The organism is Methylobacterium sp. CCH5-D2, assembly GCF_001556475.1.
In the GTDB taxonomy this organism is placed as follows: domain Bacteria; phylum Pseudomonadota; class Alphaproteobacteria; order Rhizobiales; family Beijerinckiaceae; genus Methylobacterium; species Methylobacterium hispanicum.
Map to the genome: position 1 here is coordinate 1 of NZ_LSIX01000946.1, position 14,996 is coordinate 14,996.

Genomic DNA, 14,996 nt, shown 5'->3' on the forward strand with positions numbered 1-14,996 from the left:
GGGAGGACGGGTCGTGGCCGGCGATCTGCGCGGTCTCCAGCCACACGGCGACCTGGGCCAGGCCGATGCAGGCGAGCACGACGAGCGCCGGACGCAGCCAGAACTGGTCGCCCAGGAACTCGATCCAGGCCCGTACCCTCGCCCTCACCGGCGCCCCTCCCATTCCGCCGCCCGAGCCCGGGCGGGTGGCACTTTCCCATTCATCGACATCGGCTCAATCCTCCGTTTCCTCCCGGGCGAGTCCGACCCGCTTGAGCGCGGTGACCAGCACCAAGATGGCCAGCCCGGAGCCCGCTTGCCGACGAACAAGCCCAGCGCCACGCCGAGCGTCACCGGGTCGAGCAGCAACCTGATCCTGGGCTTCACCAGGCCGAGGGCGACCGAATCGCGCTGGGCGGGCGAACCTACACGGTCTCCTCGGCGTAGAACGGGGCGCGCTCCTCCTGCTCTCGGGCGAAGGCGTGCTCGATCTTTCCGGCATCCGGGCCGAGCAGGTAAGCGCAGGCTACTTCGCCTGACCCGGTCCCGATCATGGAGGTCCGATCCCGCACACGGATCGGACATTCGACAAAGGGGCCGCGAACTTCCGTTTGGCGTGGGGAGCGGACGCTCCGCGTTTGCCAGGGAGCAGACGTACCTCCGGCCCAATCGAACCGTCGCGCCAATTTCCTTTCGTCGTCCGAAGCGGACGATCTGTCCAAACGAGGTTTTGCACGACGCCCGCTGCCTCGCGGATCTGTCATCGAACCGTGGCCGTCGACGCCCGTTGTCCGGCGGCCGCTGCAGGCCGGAGATCCGACCTCGGCATGCGTTCCCGTTATCTGATCCTGATCGCCTTCACTGTCCTCATTCTTGTCGCCACCGTCGCGAAATTTGGCCGATTCAGCTACGCGCCGATGCCCGCGCGCGAAGCCCTCGCGAACCCCGACCGTTACCCGATCCGTACGGCTTACGATCTCCTCGGGCGTCGCATCGGTCCGGAGGAGGCGCAGGCCCTGCGGGCCACCGAGGCGGGGCGCCGGACGCTGGCGCCCGAAGCCGGCGCCTTCGCTATCGACGAGGCCGTCGTCGCGCGCGGTCGGGAGGCTTTCTACACCGAGACCTTCGGGAACGAGGTCTTCCTCACCGACGTCATGGGGATGCTCGACGGCGCCCTGACGCCCTACGAGGTCGCCCGCGCCGTGCTCCTTCTCGGCGGGAAAGCCACGAACAATCTCCAGGTCCGTGTCGCACAGGACGTGCGGATCGGCGAGCGCCAATGGCGCAAGGGCGATCTCGTCTCGACCGGCCTGGACGTCGAGACGGGCGGCCTCGGCATCATCGGTCTGAAGACCTTCTACGACCGCGGTCACCTGCGCCTCGGCATCACCTGTGCCCTCTGCCACGCGGCGGTCGATCCGCGCACCGGCAAAGTGGTAGAGGGGGCGCCGAACGCCGACCTCAACGCTGGCCTGTTGCTCGCGCTCTCGGCCAACGCCTCGGCCTACTTCATGCATGGCAGCGTCGATCTCGCGGCCCTCGCCGGCGATCCGGCGCGGACGGTACCGACCCCTGGCGGAGGCACCGCGGTGCTGCCGGACCGCGACAAGCTGGAGGCCGCGGCCAAGATCGAGGTCGCGAGCTGGCCGCCGGGCAGCTTCGACTCCTCCGCCGACCGGGTGACGAACCCGACCTCCATCCCGTCGAGCTTCTCCGCCTACGGCGAGCCCTACAGCTGGAGCGGGCGCGAAGCCGTCGGGCCTTTCAAGGGTCTGTCGTCGCTGAACAACAACGTGCACGCGGCCAATTCCGACACGACGCAGCTCGCCGCCGCGGCGCCCTGGTTGTTCGGGCTCGATCCGGATCTCTACCTCGGCATCCTGTTCCAGGGGGCGATCAATCCGTCCCTGCGCTACGATCCTAAGGGAGGCAGGACGCCGAGCACGATCCTGGCCGCCTTCGACCCGACGCCCGGCTCGCCGGGCCTCAACCGGTACGCCGTCCTGCCAAGCTTTCCGGCAACGAACTACATGACCGACAACGGTCTGTTCGCCTCCGTACCCGGGGAGCCGGCGAACTTCGCCAACAACGCCATGTCGGCCTTTCAAAACCTGCTGCGTCCGCCGACCGCCCCGAAAGTCGAGGTTGCGGCCGGGCGCACGGTGTTCGAGCGGGCCGGGTGCGCTGGGTGCCATTCCGGCCCTGCGCTCACCAACAATCGGATCGTGCCCGTAGGCGAGATCGGCACCGAGCCGACTCGGGCCCGCGCCGGGGCGAAGATGGAGGCGCGTCTCTCCGCTCCCACGATGTTCGCGACCGATACCCCGTTCCCGCTGCAAGCCGACCCGAAGATCGTGCCGATCCCCCTGGATGGAGACGCGCTTCGCCAGGTTCAGCTGGGCTGGGCGCATGCCGGAACCGAAGGTGGCTACAAGGTTCCAAATCTCGTCGGCCTCACGTGGTCGGCGCCCTACCTGCACGACAGCGGTGTCGCGGTCGGGCCCGACCCCGCCGGGCAGCTCGGCGTACCCGGCACCCTCGCCCGTGGCCTCGCGCCTGACCCGCGCAACAGCCTGCGCGCCCTGGTGGACCGAGACCTGCGCGGGCGGGTCGTGGCCGCCAACCGCGCCTCCGTCACGGCGCGCACGGCACGCGTAACGGGGGAAGGGCATGCCTACTGGGTCGATGCGGCGGCGGGGTACAGTCTCAGCGATCAAGAGGCGCTGCTCGGCTACCTGCTCTCAATCGATTCCCTGACGGAGGACGTACCTGTGCCGTGAACCAGCCCAGGGCCGGGGAGGTGACGATGCACGCGGACTGGACCGCCTGGGTGTACCGCACCGCGAACGTGCGTTCGCCGGCCGAGAGGCGGATCGGTTGGGGTGTCGCCGCCTCGGCTCACCGTGGTGGCGCGGACTGCACCGTCCGGTCGATCACCCGCCCTCGATACGGGGCGCCCGTGAACCGGCCGTCCTCCGCCACCACCACGCCCCGCGCGATGGTCATCACCGGCCAGCCCGTCACCGAGAACCCCTCCCAGGGGGTGTAGTCCGCGCCGTGATGCAGCCTCGCCTGGGTGAGCGTCTCGCGGCGGTTCGGGTCCCAGAGCGTCAGGTCCGCGTCGAACCCAACGCCGATGGAGCCCTTGCGCGGGTAGAGGCCGTAGAGCTTGGCGTGATTCGTGGCGGTGAGGTCCACGAAGCGGTTCAGGGAGATCCGGCCCGTCGAGACGCCTTCCGAGAACAGGATCGGCAGACGCGTCTCGATGCCCGGGATGCCGTTCGGCACGTAGCGGAAAGACTCCTTCGCGCGCGGGTTCAGCTTGCCGCTCGGGTCGTCGTAGCGGAACGGGCAATGGTCCGAGGAGACGATCTCGAACAAACCCGTCTCCAGCCCGCGCCAGATCGCGGCCTGACTCGCGCTGTCGCGGGGCGGGGGCGAGCAGACGTATTTCGCGCCCGCCATCGGATCGGGGTTGCCGCGGCCCTTCAGGTCCTCGGCCGTCAGCGTGAGGTATTGCGGGCAGGTCTCGGCGTGGATCTTCAGGCCCCGTGCCCGGGCCCAGGCGATCTGCTCCATGGCCTGCTCGCCCGAGACGTGCACGATGACGATGGGGAGATCCACCAGCTCCGCGTGGGCGATCGCCCGGTGCGCCGCCTCGCGCTCCACCAGTTCGGGCCGCGACAGGGCGTGGCCGTAGGGCGCGGTCTGGCCGGCGCGCTCCAGCTTCTCGCTCATGTACCGGATGGTGTCGTAGCCCTCGGCATGGACCATCACGCGCGCGCCCTCGCGGCGGGCGACGTCGAACACGTCGAGGATCTGGCGGTCGTTCAGGACGAGGTCGTCGTAGGTCATGAAGACCTTGAACGAGGTGTAGCCCTCGGCGATCAGCGCGGGCAGTTCCTGGCCGAGCACGGCGGGCGTCGGGTCCGAGACGATGAGGTGGATCGCCACGTCGATGTGGCACTGCCCCTCCGCGAGCGCCCGGTAGGCGTGGGTGGCCTCCCGCAGGGACGCGCCGCGCGGCTGGAGCGCGAAGGGCATCACGCAGGTGTTGCCGCCCGCGGCCGCGGCCCGCGTCGCCGAGGCGAAGTCGTCCGCCATGACAATCCCGGGTCCCGAGGCCTGGGCGATGTGGACGTGGCTGTCGATGCCGCCGGGCAGCACGAGGAGGCCCGACGCGTCGAGGGTGCGGGCGGCGTCGGTGATCCGCTCGGCCACGGCCGCGATGCGCCCGTCGCGGATGCCGAGATCGGCGCGGAGCGTGTCGGTGGCGGTCACCAGCGTGCCGCCCCGGATGGCGAGGTCGAATTCGGTCATGCGGTCTCAGTCTCTTATGCGCGCACCCGCACGGGGGCCGGGCGCTCCGTCGGCTTGAGGCGCGCCCGCCAGATGGAGCGCTCGACCAGATCCCCGATCACGCCCGCCAGAACCTCTGCGACGGCCTCGCTGCCGCGGGCATTCAGGGTACGCTGCGAGACCACGACCGAGAGCCGCCAGGACGGCGTCGGATCGACGATCGGTATGGCGACCATCTCGCCGCGCTCGATCTCCGCGGCCAGGGCGAAATGCGGCATGATGGCCGCGAAGGCCTCGGCGCGCACGAGCTCCGCGATCGCCGGCAGGCTCTCGCAGTCGGTCGCCATCGGCGTGATGTCGTGGCGCGCCGCGAGCTGCTCGATCACGGTGCGCAGCACGTTCGGCCGCCCGGGAAGCACCACGGGCAGCGCCTGCCGGAAGACCTCGCCGAACGCGATCTCGCGACGCGCGGCCAGCGGGTGGGAGGCGGGGACGACGAACATCAGGTCCTCGACCATCATCTCGGTCCAGGCCACGTGCTCGAACGCCTTGTGGTCGTAGAGAAGCGCGACGTCGAGGCGACCGGATTGGATCCACTCGTCCAGCGTCCCGCTCATCGCCTCGACGATGTGCAGGCTGATGTTGGGCAGCGCCTCCGCCATCGTTCGGTGCAGCGGCAGGGACAGGCCCCGGCAGGCCGAGGTCGGCAGTCCGACCGAGATGCGCCCGCTCGGGCTCGTCGCCTGCGAGCGCACCACCTCCTTGGCCCGCTCGACCTCCTGCAGGATGCGCCGCGCGTGCTCGTAGAACTTGAGCCCGAGTTCGGTGGGCGTCACCCCGCGGGCGTGCCGGAACAGCAGCGCGACGCCGAGTTCGTCCTCGAGGTTGCGCATCTGCTGGCTGAGCGAGGGCTGGGCGATCCGCAGCACCTCGGCGGCCCGCGAGACGTTTCCGCTCTCCGCGATCTGCGCGAAGTACCGAAGCTGACGAAGATCCATGGCGATCCTGCTCAAGGCGCACGCCAGGATCGTTGCAACGCCACGAGCATGTCAAACTGCTCTAGGCCTGGGCAATCTGCGCAAGCTATGTGCATTGCGTCAAAAATTGTGTTTGCGACGCAGTGTGTTGACGCCCGAGCACCGTGTCGGATCCCGCCTATGATTGAGGCTCATAGGATTTTCCAATGTCTTGTATCGGAAATTGGTCTTTGCGGGCCCCTGTATTCGCTGCGTAGCCTGAGGCTCATCGATCAAGCATCGGGGCCGAACCCGGGCCATCATCAGGAAATCGGAGCCCATCGCATGGAAGCGCACAAGTATTTGCGCCGCCTCGTCCTGGCCGCGCCCCTGGCTTTCACGGTTCCCGGTTCGGCACTGGCGCAGCAGGAGCCCTGCATCGGCAATTCCGCGGCGATCACGGGCCCGGCGGCGTTCGGCGGTCAGGCGATCAAGATGGGTGCCGAGATCGCCATCCAAGAGATCAACGCGAAGGGCGGCGTCCTCGGCAAGCCTCTGCGCTTCGTCCAGTACGACGATGCCGGCGCGCCGCCGCGCGGCGTCGACAACACGCGCCGCATCGCGCTCGCCGACAAGTGCGTGGTGATCCTGGGCGGCTATCACTCCACCGTCTCGGTGGCGCAGGTCGAGCCGGTGCACGCCATCGGCATCCCCTTCGTCGGCGTGCTCGCGGCCAACACCCAGGCGATCGAGAACGGCCGCAGCCCGAACTACATGTTCCGGGTCTCGGCCAAGGACAAATGGGTCGCCCGCTTCCTCGTCGAGCAGGCCGCCAAGGTCTCGAAGACGGGCAAGATCGCGTTCTTCTACGAGAATACCGGCTGGGGCAACGGCGCGGTGCCGGACGTCAAGGCCGCCATCGCGAAGGCCGGCAAGGAGCTGGTCGCCGCCGAGACCTTCAACTGGAACGACCAGGACATGACCGCGCAGGCGATCCGCGCGCGCGATGCCGGCGCCGACGTCGCCCTATTCTGGGCCCTCGACCGCGAGGGCAACCAGCTCGTCCGCTCGATGGACAAGGTCGGCTACAAGCCCACCATCATCGGCGCCTGGGGCATCGCGGGCAATCTCGGCGAGCTCGCCGGCCCGCTCGCCAACGGCGTCGAGGTCGTGCAGACCTACAGCTTCATGGGCGACCTCGATCCCAAGGGTCAGGCGCTCTGGCAGAAGATCCAGGCGAAGTACGGCCTCAAGGACCCGTCGCAGATCAAGATGGGCTCGGGCATCGCCAACGCCTACGACGCCGTTCACATCGTGGCCCAGGCGATCGAGAAGGCCGGCGCCTACGACTGGAAGAAGGTCCGCGAGGCGCTCTACCAGGTCCGGTACGACGGCCTCGTCGCCAAGTACGACCCGGCCTTCGACGCCGCCGATCCCGAGCGCCAGGACGCGATCCTGCCGCGCGACTACAAGCTGACCGTCTGGTCCGACGGCAAGCTCCTGCCGATCGCCCAGACGCCCTACGGCAAGTCGAACTGAAGAACGACGAGCCGGAGGCGCACACGCGCCTCCCACGCCCTCCCCGGCGGGGAGGGGCAGGGCGCGGTTCGCCCGGATCCCCCCTCACCGGGCCGGACCGCGCCCTGCCTCCGCAGAACGACCTGCCCGCCTCGCACCGGGAGCCAACGCGGCAGCCATGACGACCGCCCTGCAATACACGCTCTCGGGCCTCGCGATCGGCGGCATCTACGCCCTCGTCGCGCTGGGCTTCCACATCATGTGGTCGGCCGCCAAGGCCGTGAACTTCGCCCACGGCGACACGCTGATGATCGGCGCCGTGCTCGCCGTGATGGGCCTCGACGCCGGCCTGCCGCTGCCGTTCGCCTGCCTGCTGGCGATCCTGGCCGGCGCCCTGTTCGGCGTGGTGCTGGAGCGCTTCGCGGTGCGGCCGTTCATCGGCGCCAACGCCTCGATCGGCTGGATGCTCACCACCATCGCGGTCGGCATCATGGCGGAATCGCTCGCCACCATGCAGTTCGGCGGCTTCTCGCGGCCCTTGCCCTCGCCGGGCGTCGACAAGGCGATCTCGATCCTCGGCGCGGGCGTCTACCCGCAGGAACTCGCCATCCCGGCGGTCGCGGTGCTGGCGATGGTGGGCCTCCACCTGATGCAGCGGCACACGCTCGTCGGGCGGGCGATGCAGGCGGTCGCCCACAGCCGCCAAGCGGCGTCCCTGATGGGCATCGACGTCGACCGCATCGTGATGCTCTCCTTCGGCCTCGCCGCCCTGTTCGGCGCGGGCGCGGGCGTGCTCGTCGCGCCCGTGATCCAGGCCTCGGCCAGCATGGGCGTCCTGCTCGGGCTGAAAGGGTTCGCGGTCGCCATCATCGGCGGCATCACCAGCGGGCCCGGCGTGGTGCTCGCCGGCCTCGCCTTCGGCGTCATGGAGAAGTTCGTCGAGGGCTACGTCTCGACCGCGGCGCGCGAGATCGTCGGCTTCAGCGCGATGATCCTCGTGCTCCTCGCCTTTCCTCAGGGCCTGTTCGGCCGCCGGGAGATCTTCAAGGTATGAAGGCTCTTCACGCCCTCGGCTTCGCGCTGCTCGCGGCCGTCCTCGTCGTCGTGCCGCTCACCTCCGGCAACGAGTACGAGCTGCGCCTGTTCATGCTGTTCCTGATCTACGGCGTGATCGCGGTCGGCCTGAACGTCCTGGTCGGGCTCACCGGCCTCGTCTCGCTGGGCCAGGCCGGCCTGTTCGCGCTCGGCGCCTATACGGGGTCGATCCTGGCGATCCGGCTCGGCCTCGACCTCGTCCTCGCCAGTCTCGGCGCGGCCCTCGTGGCCGGGCTGTTCGGCGCCGCGCTCGCCTATCCGAGCGTGCGGGTGCGGGGCGTCTACCTCGCGGTGGTGACGATCGCCTTCGGCCTCATCGTCGAGAACGTCGCCATCGAGTGGCAGGGCCTCACCGGCGGCACCACGGGGCTCACCGGCATCCCCGGCCCGAACCTCCTCGGCTACCCGCTCTCGGGCTACGCCTTCTACGCGGTGCTGGCCGTCACCCTGTTCCTTGCCACGCTGGCGGCGCACAACCTCAAGCACTCGGGCTACGGCCGCGCGATGCTGGCGGTCGCTCAGAGCGAGACGGCCGCGCGCAGCCTCGGCATCGGCGCTACGGGAATCCGCACGCTCGCCTTCGCGGTCGCGGCGGTGACGGCGGGGATCGCGGGCAGCTTCTACGCCTTCCTCAACGCCTACATCTCGCCCGACATCTTCACCTTCTCGGATTCCGTCCGCTTCCTGCTGATGGTGATCCTGGGCGGCGCGGCCTCGACCTTCGGGCCGGTCGTCGGCGCCTTCATCCTGACCTACCTGCCGGAGGTGCTGCAGAGCTTCGCCGAGTGGCAGAAATTCGCCTACGGCGCCCTGCTGCTCGCCGTGATGTTCGGTCTGCCGGGCGGCATCCTGGGCACGCTGGGCCAGTTCTACGCCCGCCTGCGCCCCGCCCCGCGCGGCGTCGATCCGGCAGAGGGCACGCCCGCCGCCGCGATCCTGGCCGGCCGCGCGCCGGCCGGCCTGGAGACCGACGGCCTCACCGTGCGCTTCGGCGGGCTGACGGCGCTCTCCGCCGCGAGCGTCCGGGTCGCCCCGGGCGAGATCCACGCCCTGATCGGCCCGAACGGGGCCGGTAAGTCGACCTTCGTCAACACGATCTCGGGCTTCTATCGGCCGAGCGAGGGGACGTTCCGCCTCGACGGGACCGATCTCGCCGGCCGGAAGGTCCACGCCGTCTCGCGGCTCGGCCTCGCCCGCACCTTCCAGAACACCGAACTCTTCGGGCAGATGAGCGTGCTGGAGAACGTCATGGTGGGCGGCTTCAGCCATCTCGGCTACGGCCTGCCCGGCGCGGTGCTGCGCACGCCCCGCTTCCGCCGCGAGGAGGCCGCCTGCCGGGCGGCCGCGATCGGGCTGCTCGATTTCGTGGGGCTCACCGAGGCGGCCAACGAGCAGGCGTGCTTCCTGCCCTTCGGCCATCAGCGCCGCCTGGAGATCGCCCGCGCGCTGGCCACGCGTCCGCGCCTGCTGCTCCTCGACGAACCCGCCGCCGGCCTGACCACGCAGGAGATCGACGAGCTGGAGGCGATGATTCGGAAGATCGCGGGGCTCGGTGTCTCGGTGCTGCTCATCGAGCACCACGTCGATCTGATCATGGCGGTCGCCGACACCGTGACGGTTCTCGATTACGGCCAGATCATCGCGAGCGACCGTCCGGAGGTGGTGCAGGCGGATCCGCGGGTGATCGAGGCCTATTTCGGCGGCCCCTCCGCCATCCTCGACGCGGAGGCCGCGTGATGAGCGAGACCCTTCTGACGGTCGAGAACCTGGAAGTCCGCTACGGTGCGGCGACCGCTCTGCGCGGCGCGAGCCTCACCGTCCCGCGCGGCCAGCTGGTCGCCGTGATCGGCAACAACGGGGCCGGCAAGACCTCGCTGATGCGCGGCATCACCGGCCTCGTCCGGCCGTGCGGCGGCCTTGTCCTCTTCAAGGGCGAGGAGGTCACGCGGTTGCCGGCCCACGCCAAGGTCGCCCGCGGCCTCGCCATGGTGCCCGAGGGCCGCCTGATCTTCCCCGACCAGAGCGTCGAGGACAATCTGATCCTGGGCGCCTACACCCATGGCGGCCTCAGGACGGCCCGAGCCAAGCAAACGCTGGAGCGCGCGCTCGCGCTCTTCCCGCGCCTGCGCGAGCGGCTGCGCCAGCCCGCCGGCAGCCTGTCGGGCGGCGAGCAGCAGATGCTCGCCATCGCCCGCGGCCTTATGGCCGAGCCCGACCTCCTCGTGATCGACGAACTCTCGCTCGGCCTCGCGCCCCGTGTCGTCGAGCAACTGATCGGCGTCCTGCGCGACCTCAACCGCCAGGGCCTCACCATTCTTCTCGTCGAGCAGCTCGCGGCCTACGCGCTCGCCATCGCCGACCACGCCTACGTGGTGGCGCAGGGGCGCGTGGTGCGGGACGGCCCGAGCGGGCTCATCGCCCGCGACCCGGAGGTCATGGAGGCCTTCCTCGGCAAGAAGAAAGCCGCCTGAGAGCGGCATCCCCGAAGACCCGACCCGGCGCGGCACCCTCCGGCGCCGCGAACGGTCTCCCACGCCCGATAAGGACCCGCCATGCCCCAGCGCGTCGTCGACCTGAGCCTCCTGATCGAGGACAACATGCCGGCCCACAAGCTCTTCCAGCGGCCGGTGATCACCACGCATCTCAGCCACGAGAGCTCGGCCGCCCTCGGTCTCGGCGTGCCGGGCGACGCGATGACCTTCCAGACGAACTTCATCGCGATGCTCGACCATGTCGGCACCCACGTGGACGCCTTCCTGCACGTGAACCCGAAGGGCCAGCCCGTCGACGAGATGCCGCTGGACCTGTTCATGGGCAAGGCGGTCTGCTTCGACCTGCGCCACATCCCCGACCTCGGCGACATCACCGTCGCCGACATGGAGGCAGCGGAGGAGAAGAGCGGCGTCAAGGTCGACGGGCACATCGTCCTGCTCTGCACCGGCTTCCACGCGCGCAACTATCCGGGCCTCGACTCGGTGTGGAAGAACCCGCTGCTCACCGCGGAGGCGACGCAGTGGCTGCACGCGCGCGGCTCGCGGATGCACGGCGTCGAGGGGCCCTCGACCGACAAGCCGAGCGACAATGTCTTCGCCCAGCACCGCCTCTGCCGCGACCTCGGCATGAGCCACTGGGAGTGGCTGGTGAACCTCGAGGAGCTGCTCGGCAAGGGCGAGGTTCAGTTCTTCGGCGTGCCGCTGAAGTTCAAGGGCGGCTCCGGCTCGCCGGTGCGCGCCTTCGCCATCGTCAACGATTGACGCGCAAGCGGCGCCCCGCCGGGGCGCCGCCTCTGGGTTCAGGAGAGCGGAGCGATGACGAGCGACCTCGACTTCATGACCGCGCTCGACCTGCGGCGCCTGATCGCGACGCGCGCGGTGTCGCCGGTGGAACTGACCGAGCGCGCCCTCGCGCGCGCCGAGGCGAGCCAGGCCACGCTGAACGCCTTCTGCCTGCTGATGCCGGACCAGGCCCGGGCGGCGGCCCGGCGGGCCGAGGACGCCGTGATGCGGGATGCCCCCCTCGGGCTGCTCCACGGGCTGCCGGTTTCGGTGAAGGACCTGATCGCGGTGGGCGGGCAGCCCTACGCCTCGGGCTCGCGCGCCATGGCGGACAACGTCGCGGCCGCCGACGCACCCTCGGTCGAGCGCCTGCGGGCCGCGGGCGCCGTCATCATCGGCAAGACCACGACGAGCGAGTTCGGGGCGAAGCCCGTGGGCGACTCGCCGCTGACCGGCATCACCCGTCATCCCTGGGACCTGACGAAGACGCCGGGCGGCTCGAGCGCGGGCGCGGCCGCGTCGGTGGCGGCCGGCATCACGCCCTTCGCGCTGGGCACCGACGGCGGCGGTTCGCTGCGCATCCCGGCCGCGCTCACCGGCCTCGTCGGCCTCAAGGCGCAGTTCGGCCGCGTGCCGGTCTGGCCGACCTCGGCGACGCCGACGCTCGCCCATGTCGGCGCGCTCGCGCGCAACGCGGCGGACGCCGCCCTGCTGACGATCGCGGTCGCCGGTCACGACCCGCGCGACCCCTTCGCGGTGGCCGGGCCCGTGCCCGACCTCCTGGGGGCGGCGAAGGCTTCCGTCGCCGGGCTCCGCGTCGCCTGGAGCGCGACCCTCGGCTACGCGCGGCCGAGCGCGGAGGTCGCGGCCATCGCCCGCTGCGCCGCCATGGCCCTGGCAGACCAGGGCGCACGCGTGGAGGAGGTCGAGGCCGTCTTCGACGCCGACCCGGCCGATCTCTGGACCGCCGAGTTCTACGCCGGGATCGGCACCCGCCTGCGCGGCGTTCTCGAGAACCGCCGCGATCTCCTGGACCCGGCCGTCGCCGACGTACTGGACGCCGCCCTCGCCCAGGAGATGCGCGCCTATTACGAGACCGTCTTCGCGCGCTACGCGCTGCGGGACCGGATGGTCCGCTTCTTCACCGAGTACGATGTGCTTCTATCGCCGACCCTGCCGATCTCGTCCTTGGAGGCAGGCCGGAACATTCCGGCCGGGCTGGAAGACCGCAGCCTCGTCTCCTGGGCCTTCTACACCTATCCCTTCAACCTCACCGGCCAGCCCGCAGCCTCCGTCTGCGCGGGGATCGCCTCGGACGGGATGCCGGTCGGCCTGCAGATCGTTGGTCGCACTCTCGGCGAGTTCGACGTGGTGCGGACGGCTGCGGCGATCGAGCGGACGAAGCCGCAGGGCTATAATCTTCGGCCGCTCGCAGAACCGTGAGGAGCGGCCGCGGTGGGATGGCCGAGTTGATTTCCAGGCGAGGCTATTCTCAGCATTGCTACTGCGCCTCCGGATCACGCGAAGGCTATCCCTAACGGCAGGAGCGGACCCTCAGACGCTCTGGACACACGGTCCGATTGTGGCGCGTTTGAGACCTCTACGCCAACCCACGTCGATGTCCGCCTCGGAGAAGCTGGCCGAGGCTGCTGATGGACCGCGAAGGCGCGGTGCCCGAGGTCCCCTTCCTGCCTCAAATTCAGGATGAGGTCTCTGCCGTCTGGCCGCGCCGAGCGCGTTTTTATCCCCGTTTTCGGGGGCAGGCCGGTGTAATTGGAGGGGTCCTTCCACGGAGCCCTGCCATGCGTAAGTCACTCGGCTCACACACGTCCCGCCGCGTTGCGCGCCGCACGGCCGAGCCCGCCCGACCGGACGGCATGCTCCCGGAGCACGGGCGCGGGTCGTCGCACCCGTGAAGTCGATGCGCAGCCCGTGATCCTGCTCTGCCTGCCAGACCGGCCCGCGGTGACGATCCCGGAGATTGAGGCGACCGAGCAGCATCTCACCCGTCTCATCGACGACCTGCTCGGTTGATCCGACGCTGAAGCAGCGGCTCGACACGCTACGCACCGATCGGGATCAGGCGCGGGCCGCACTGGAGCGCCTACGCGAGCAGATCCTGGAGCCTGTGGCGATGGCACCGGAGCGCGACGCGACGTACGCATCTGAGATGCGGGCGCGGCTGCGAGAGGGCGAGGTTCCGTTCCGAAAGACCTACATCCGCGCGGTCATCGACCGGGTGGAGGTGCAGCCCAACCAGATCCAAATCGGCAGGTCGGCGTGATGGTCGCGAAAGAGCTGTCACGAACGGACCGGACGCCGCTCCCAGCGTTCACAGTTCTGTTCGTGAATGGCGCGCCCGAAAGGAGGGCAAGGCCGACAGAAATTCCGCAATCAAATCAGCGTTTTGCAGCCGCAGAGACGAAGCAGATTGTAGGACTTGGCGGCAGGACCGGCAAGGGGCCACCTTCGGGCTATTGGCGCGTTGTGTCGCTGGGGCGGCTGCACCAACCCTCTTGAGGCCCGCATGAAGAACCCCGCTTTGAGCGTCTGGCTCTCAGCCGCCAACCGTGCTGCCGGGTGGTGGATCGGCACGGCCACATCCATAGCTCGTCGTCAGCAACAGTTGACCGTTGCCGAGCTGACCAGAGCCGTTACGGCCAAGAAGGCGGCGAGGAAGCGTAAAGCCACGCCAGGGCGCCGGACCTGAGACGGCTCCAAAGCCCGGCTGGCGAGACAGCTTAAGACATTTGGCATCGAGGCGGTTGCATGGTTTGCCCAGAAAATTTCCAGGCAGGGCAGGCTACAAAAGAAGTTGTAGCCCTCAAAGTTGCAGTAGCTGATGTATTAAGCGCTTGGGCAGGCATCGAGAACCGAATGGCGGATCTGCTAGACACCGTTATCGGCGATCCGAACATCGCTTTGCCGGTTTATTTCGCCGCTGGAAACACAGAAGCACGGTTCAAGATTGTTGACGCCTCGCTGAGGCCGGTGTTTGCCCGGTCGGAGCATGAGGCTCAGATTGTGCCGATTTGGAGTAAGCTGCTCGTTACGCTCAACCGCCTCAAAGAAACGCGCAACAAGGTCGCTCATGGGATGCTCGGAGGTACTGTCCGGCAAAGGAAGACCCATATCCGCTGGACCGGCCCTACGCTCGATGTGAACCGCTGGGCGCCTGCTGGTCAGCTTGATGGCCTGTCCTTGGCAGACATGCAGCAGTGCATCGAGGCAATCGAACGGGCAGAGTCCTACTTATACGGTTTCATTGATCTCGTGCGGGGCATCCTAGGCAAACACAACGGCTCCTCCGCTGAACTTATTGCCGAGCTAAGCGTTGGGCTTTCCGGAAACGCCTAGTGCCAGCCATGGCATTGCCTCCGGCTTCCATCAAGGGTCACGCACTTCAGACGCCATACGCAAAGACGAGCGGCAGGATTTCCTCCGGTACCCCCCCCTGGGTCCCTCTATCAGCCGAACGCGAGCCCGGGTCCGAGTGGTCTCGGCGCCGCGCTCTGGCACACCTCGTGCTGATATACAGATGCCTCCTCGCTTATCCCCAGGCTTGGGGAGACGCGGGTCAGCCGGAGCGGCTTCGTTTCCTCTTTCGGCTGGCCCGTTGCGGGGCTCAGCACCTGAAGAGATGCGCCTCTACGTCCCGTGAGTGGAGTGCTGTGGGCGATCAGCCTCGCGAGACCAAGGAACGCAAGGTGACAGACCATGCGGGGGCAGCGTTACGCTCAGGGCTCGAGCCAGGGTGATAGCCCGAACTACCCACAGGGGTCATGAATTTGAGGGGTCACTCTCGTGGTGGCGGATTGAATTTCCCCCCTGTACCCACCCCCGGCCTCGCGTTGGCCTGAAGGGGAACCGGGGG

12 protein-coding genes and 1 pseudogene are annotated in these 14,996 nt (G+C 69.0%); 9 read left to right on the top strand and 4 right to left on the bottom strand.

What is annotated here, in order from left to right; translation table 11 throughout:
• Positions 1-148: pseudogene (locus AX737_RS36440) on the bottom strand (DUF2254 domain-containing protein); the annotation flags it as partial.
• A 256-nt stretch (positions 149-404) separates the two neighbouring features.
• The gene (locus tag AX737_RS37570; RefSeq protein ID WP_280949103.1) at positions 405-533 is read right to left on the bottom strand and encodes a hypothetical protein; all 129 of its coding nucleotides are present in this window, start codon (positions 531-533) and stop codon (positions 405-407) included.
• 273 nt (positions 534-806) lie between these two features.
• Here AX737_RS37570 and AX737_RS25630 point away from each other — a divergent pair, with 273 nt between their 5' ends.
• Positions 807-2,759, top strand: a complete 1,953-nt coding sequence (locus tag AX737_RS25630) for a cytochrome C oxidase Cbb3 (protein WP_156453963.1) — start codon at positions 807-809, stop codon at positions 2,757-2,759.
• Between the two features lie 118 nt (positions 2,760-2,877).
• On the opposite strand, the gene hydA is transcribed toward AX737_RS25630, so the two are convergent.
• Together hydA and AX737_RS25640 are read right to left on the bottom strand one after the other, a co-directional pair.
• Positions 2,878-4,299, bottom strand: a complete 1,422-nt coding sequence (gene hydA / locus AX737_RS25635) for a dihydropyrimidinase (protein ID WP_066926364.1) — start codon at positions 4,297-4,299, stop codon at positions 2,878-2,880.
• 14 nt (positions 4,300-4,313) lie between these two features.
• Entirely contained in the window at positions 4,314-5,276 is a 963-nt protein-coding gene (locus AX737_RS25640) for a LysR substrate-binding domain-containing protein (protein ID WP_066926366.1), read from the bottom strand.
• Between the two features lie 303 nt (positions 5,277-5,579).
• Here AX737_RS25640 and AX737_RS25645 point away from each other — a divergent pair, with 303 nt between their 5' ends.
• From AX737_RS25645 to AX737_RS25675, 8 genes are all read left to right on the top strand, one after another.
• Entirely contained in the window at positions 5,580-6,773 is a 1,194-nt protein-coding gene (locus AX737_RS25645; protein WP_066926368.1) for an ABC transporter substrate-binding protein, read from the top strand.
• A gap of 157 nt (positions 6,774-6,930) precedes the next feature.
• Positions 6,931-7,806, top strand: a complete 876-nt coding sequence (locus AX737_RS25650; RefSeq protein WP_066926370.1) for a branched-chain amino acid ABC transporter permease — start codon at positions 6,931-6,933, stop codon at positions 7,804-7,806.
• Positions 7,803-9,584, top strand: a complete 1,782-nt coding sequence (locus AX737_RS25655) for a branched-chain amino acid ABC transporter ATP-binding protein/permease (RefSeq protein ID WP_066926372.1) — start codon at positions 7,803-7,805, stop codon at positions 9,582-9,584. The genes AX737_RS25650 and AX737_RS25655 overlap by 4 nt, the downstream gene beginning before the upstream one ends.
• On the top strand, positions 9,584-10,318 hold the full coding sequence (locus tag AX737_RS25660; protein ID WP_066926374.1) for an ABC transporter ATP-binding protein: 735 nt from the start codon (positions 9,584-9,586) through the stop codon (positions 10,316-10,318). The genes AX737_RS25655 and AX737_RS25660 overlap by 1 nt, the downstream gene beginning before the upstream one ends.
• A gap of 81 nt (positions 10,319-10,399) precedes the next feature.
• Positions 10,400-11,101, top strand: coding sequence for a cyclase family protein (locus AX737_RS25665; protein WP_066926376.1), 702 nt, complete (start codon positions 10,400-10,402; stop codon positions 11,099-11,101).
• Positions 11,102-11,155: 54 nt separating this feature from the next.
• Positions 11,156-12,565, top strand: a complete 1,410-nt coding sequence (locus tag AX737_RS25670; protein WP_066926379.1) for an amidase family protein — start codon at positions 11,156-11,158, stop codon at positions 12,563-12,565.
• A 538-nt stretch (positions 12,566-13,103) separates the two neighbouring features.
• Positions 13,104-13,406 carry a hypothetical protein gene (locus tag AX737_RS33680; RefSeq protein WP_156453961.1) on the top strand — a complete coding sequence of 101 codons (303 nt, stop codon included), beginning with the start codon at positions 13,104-13,106 and terminating at the stop codon, positions 13,404-13,406.
• 485 nt (positions 13,407-13,891) lie between these two features.
• Positions 13,892-14,479, top strand: a complete 588-nt coding sequence (locus tag AX737_RS25675) for a hypothetical protein (protein ID WP_156453962.1) — start codon at positions 13,892-13,894, stop codon at positions 14,477-14,479.
• Positions 14,480-14,996 lie beyond the last annotated feature (517 nt).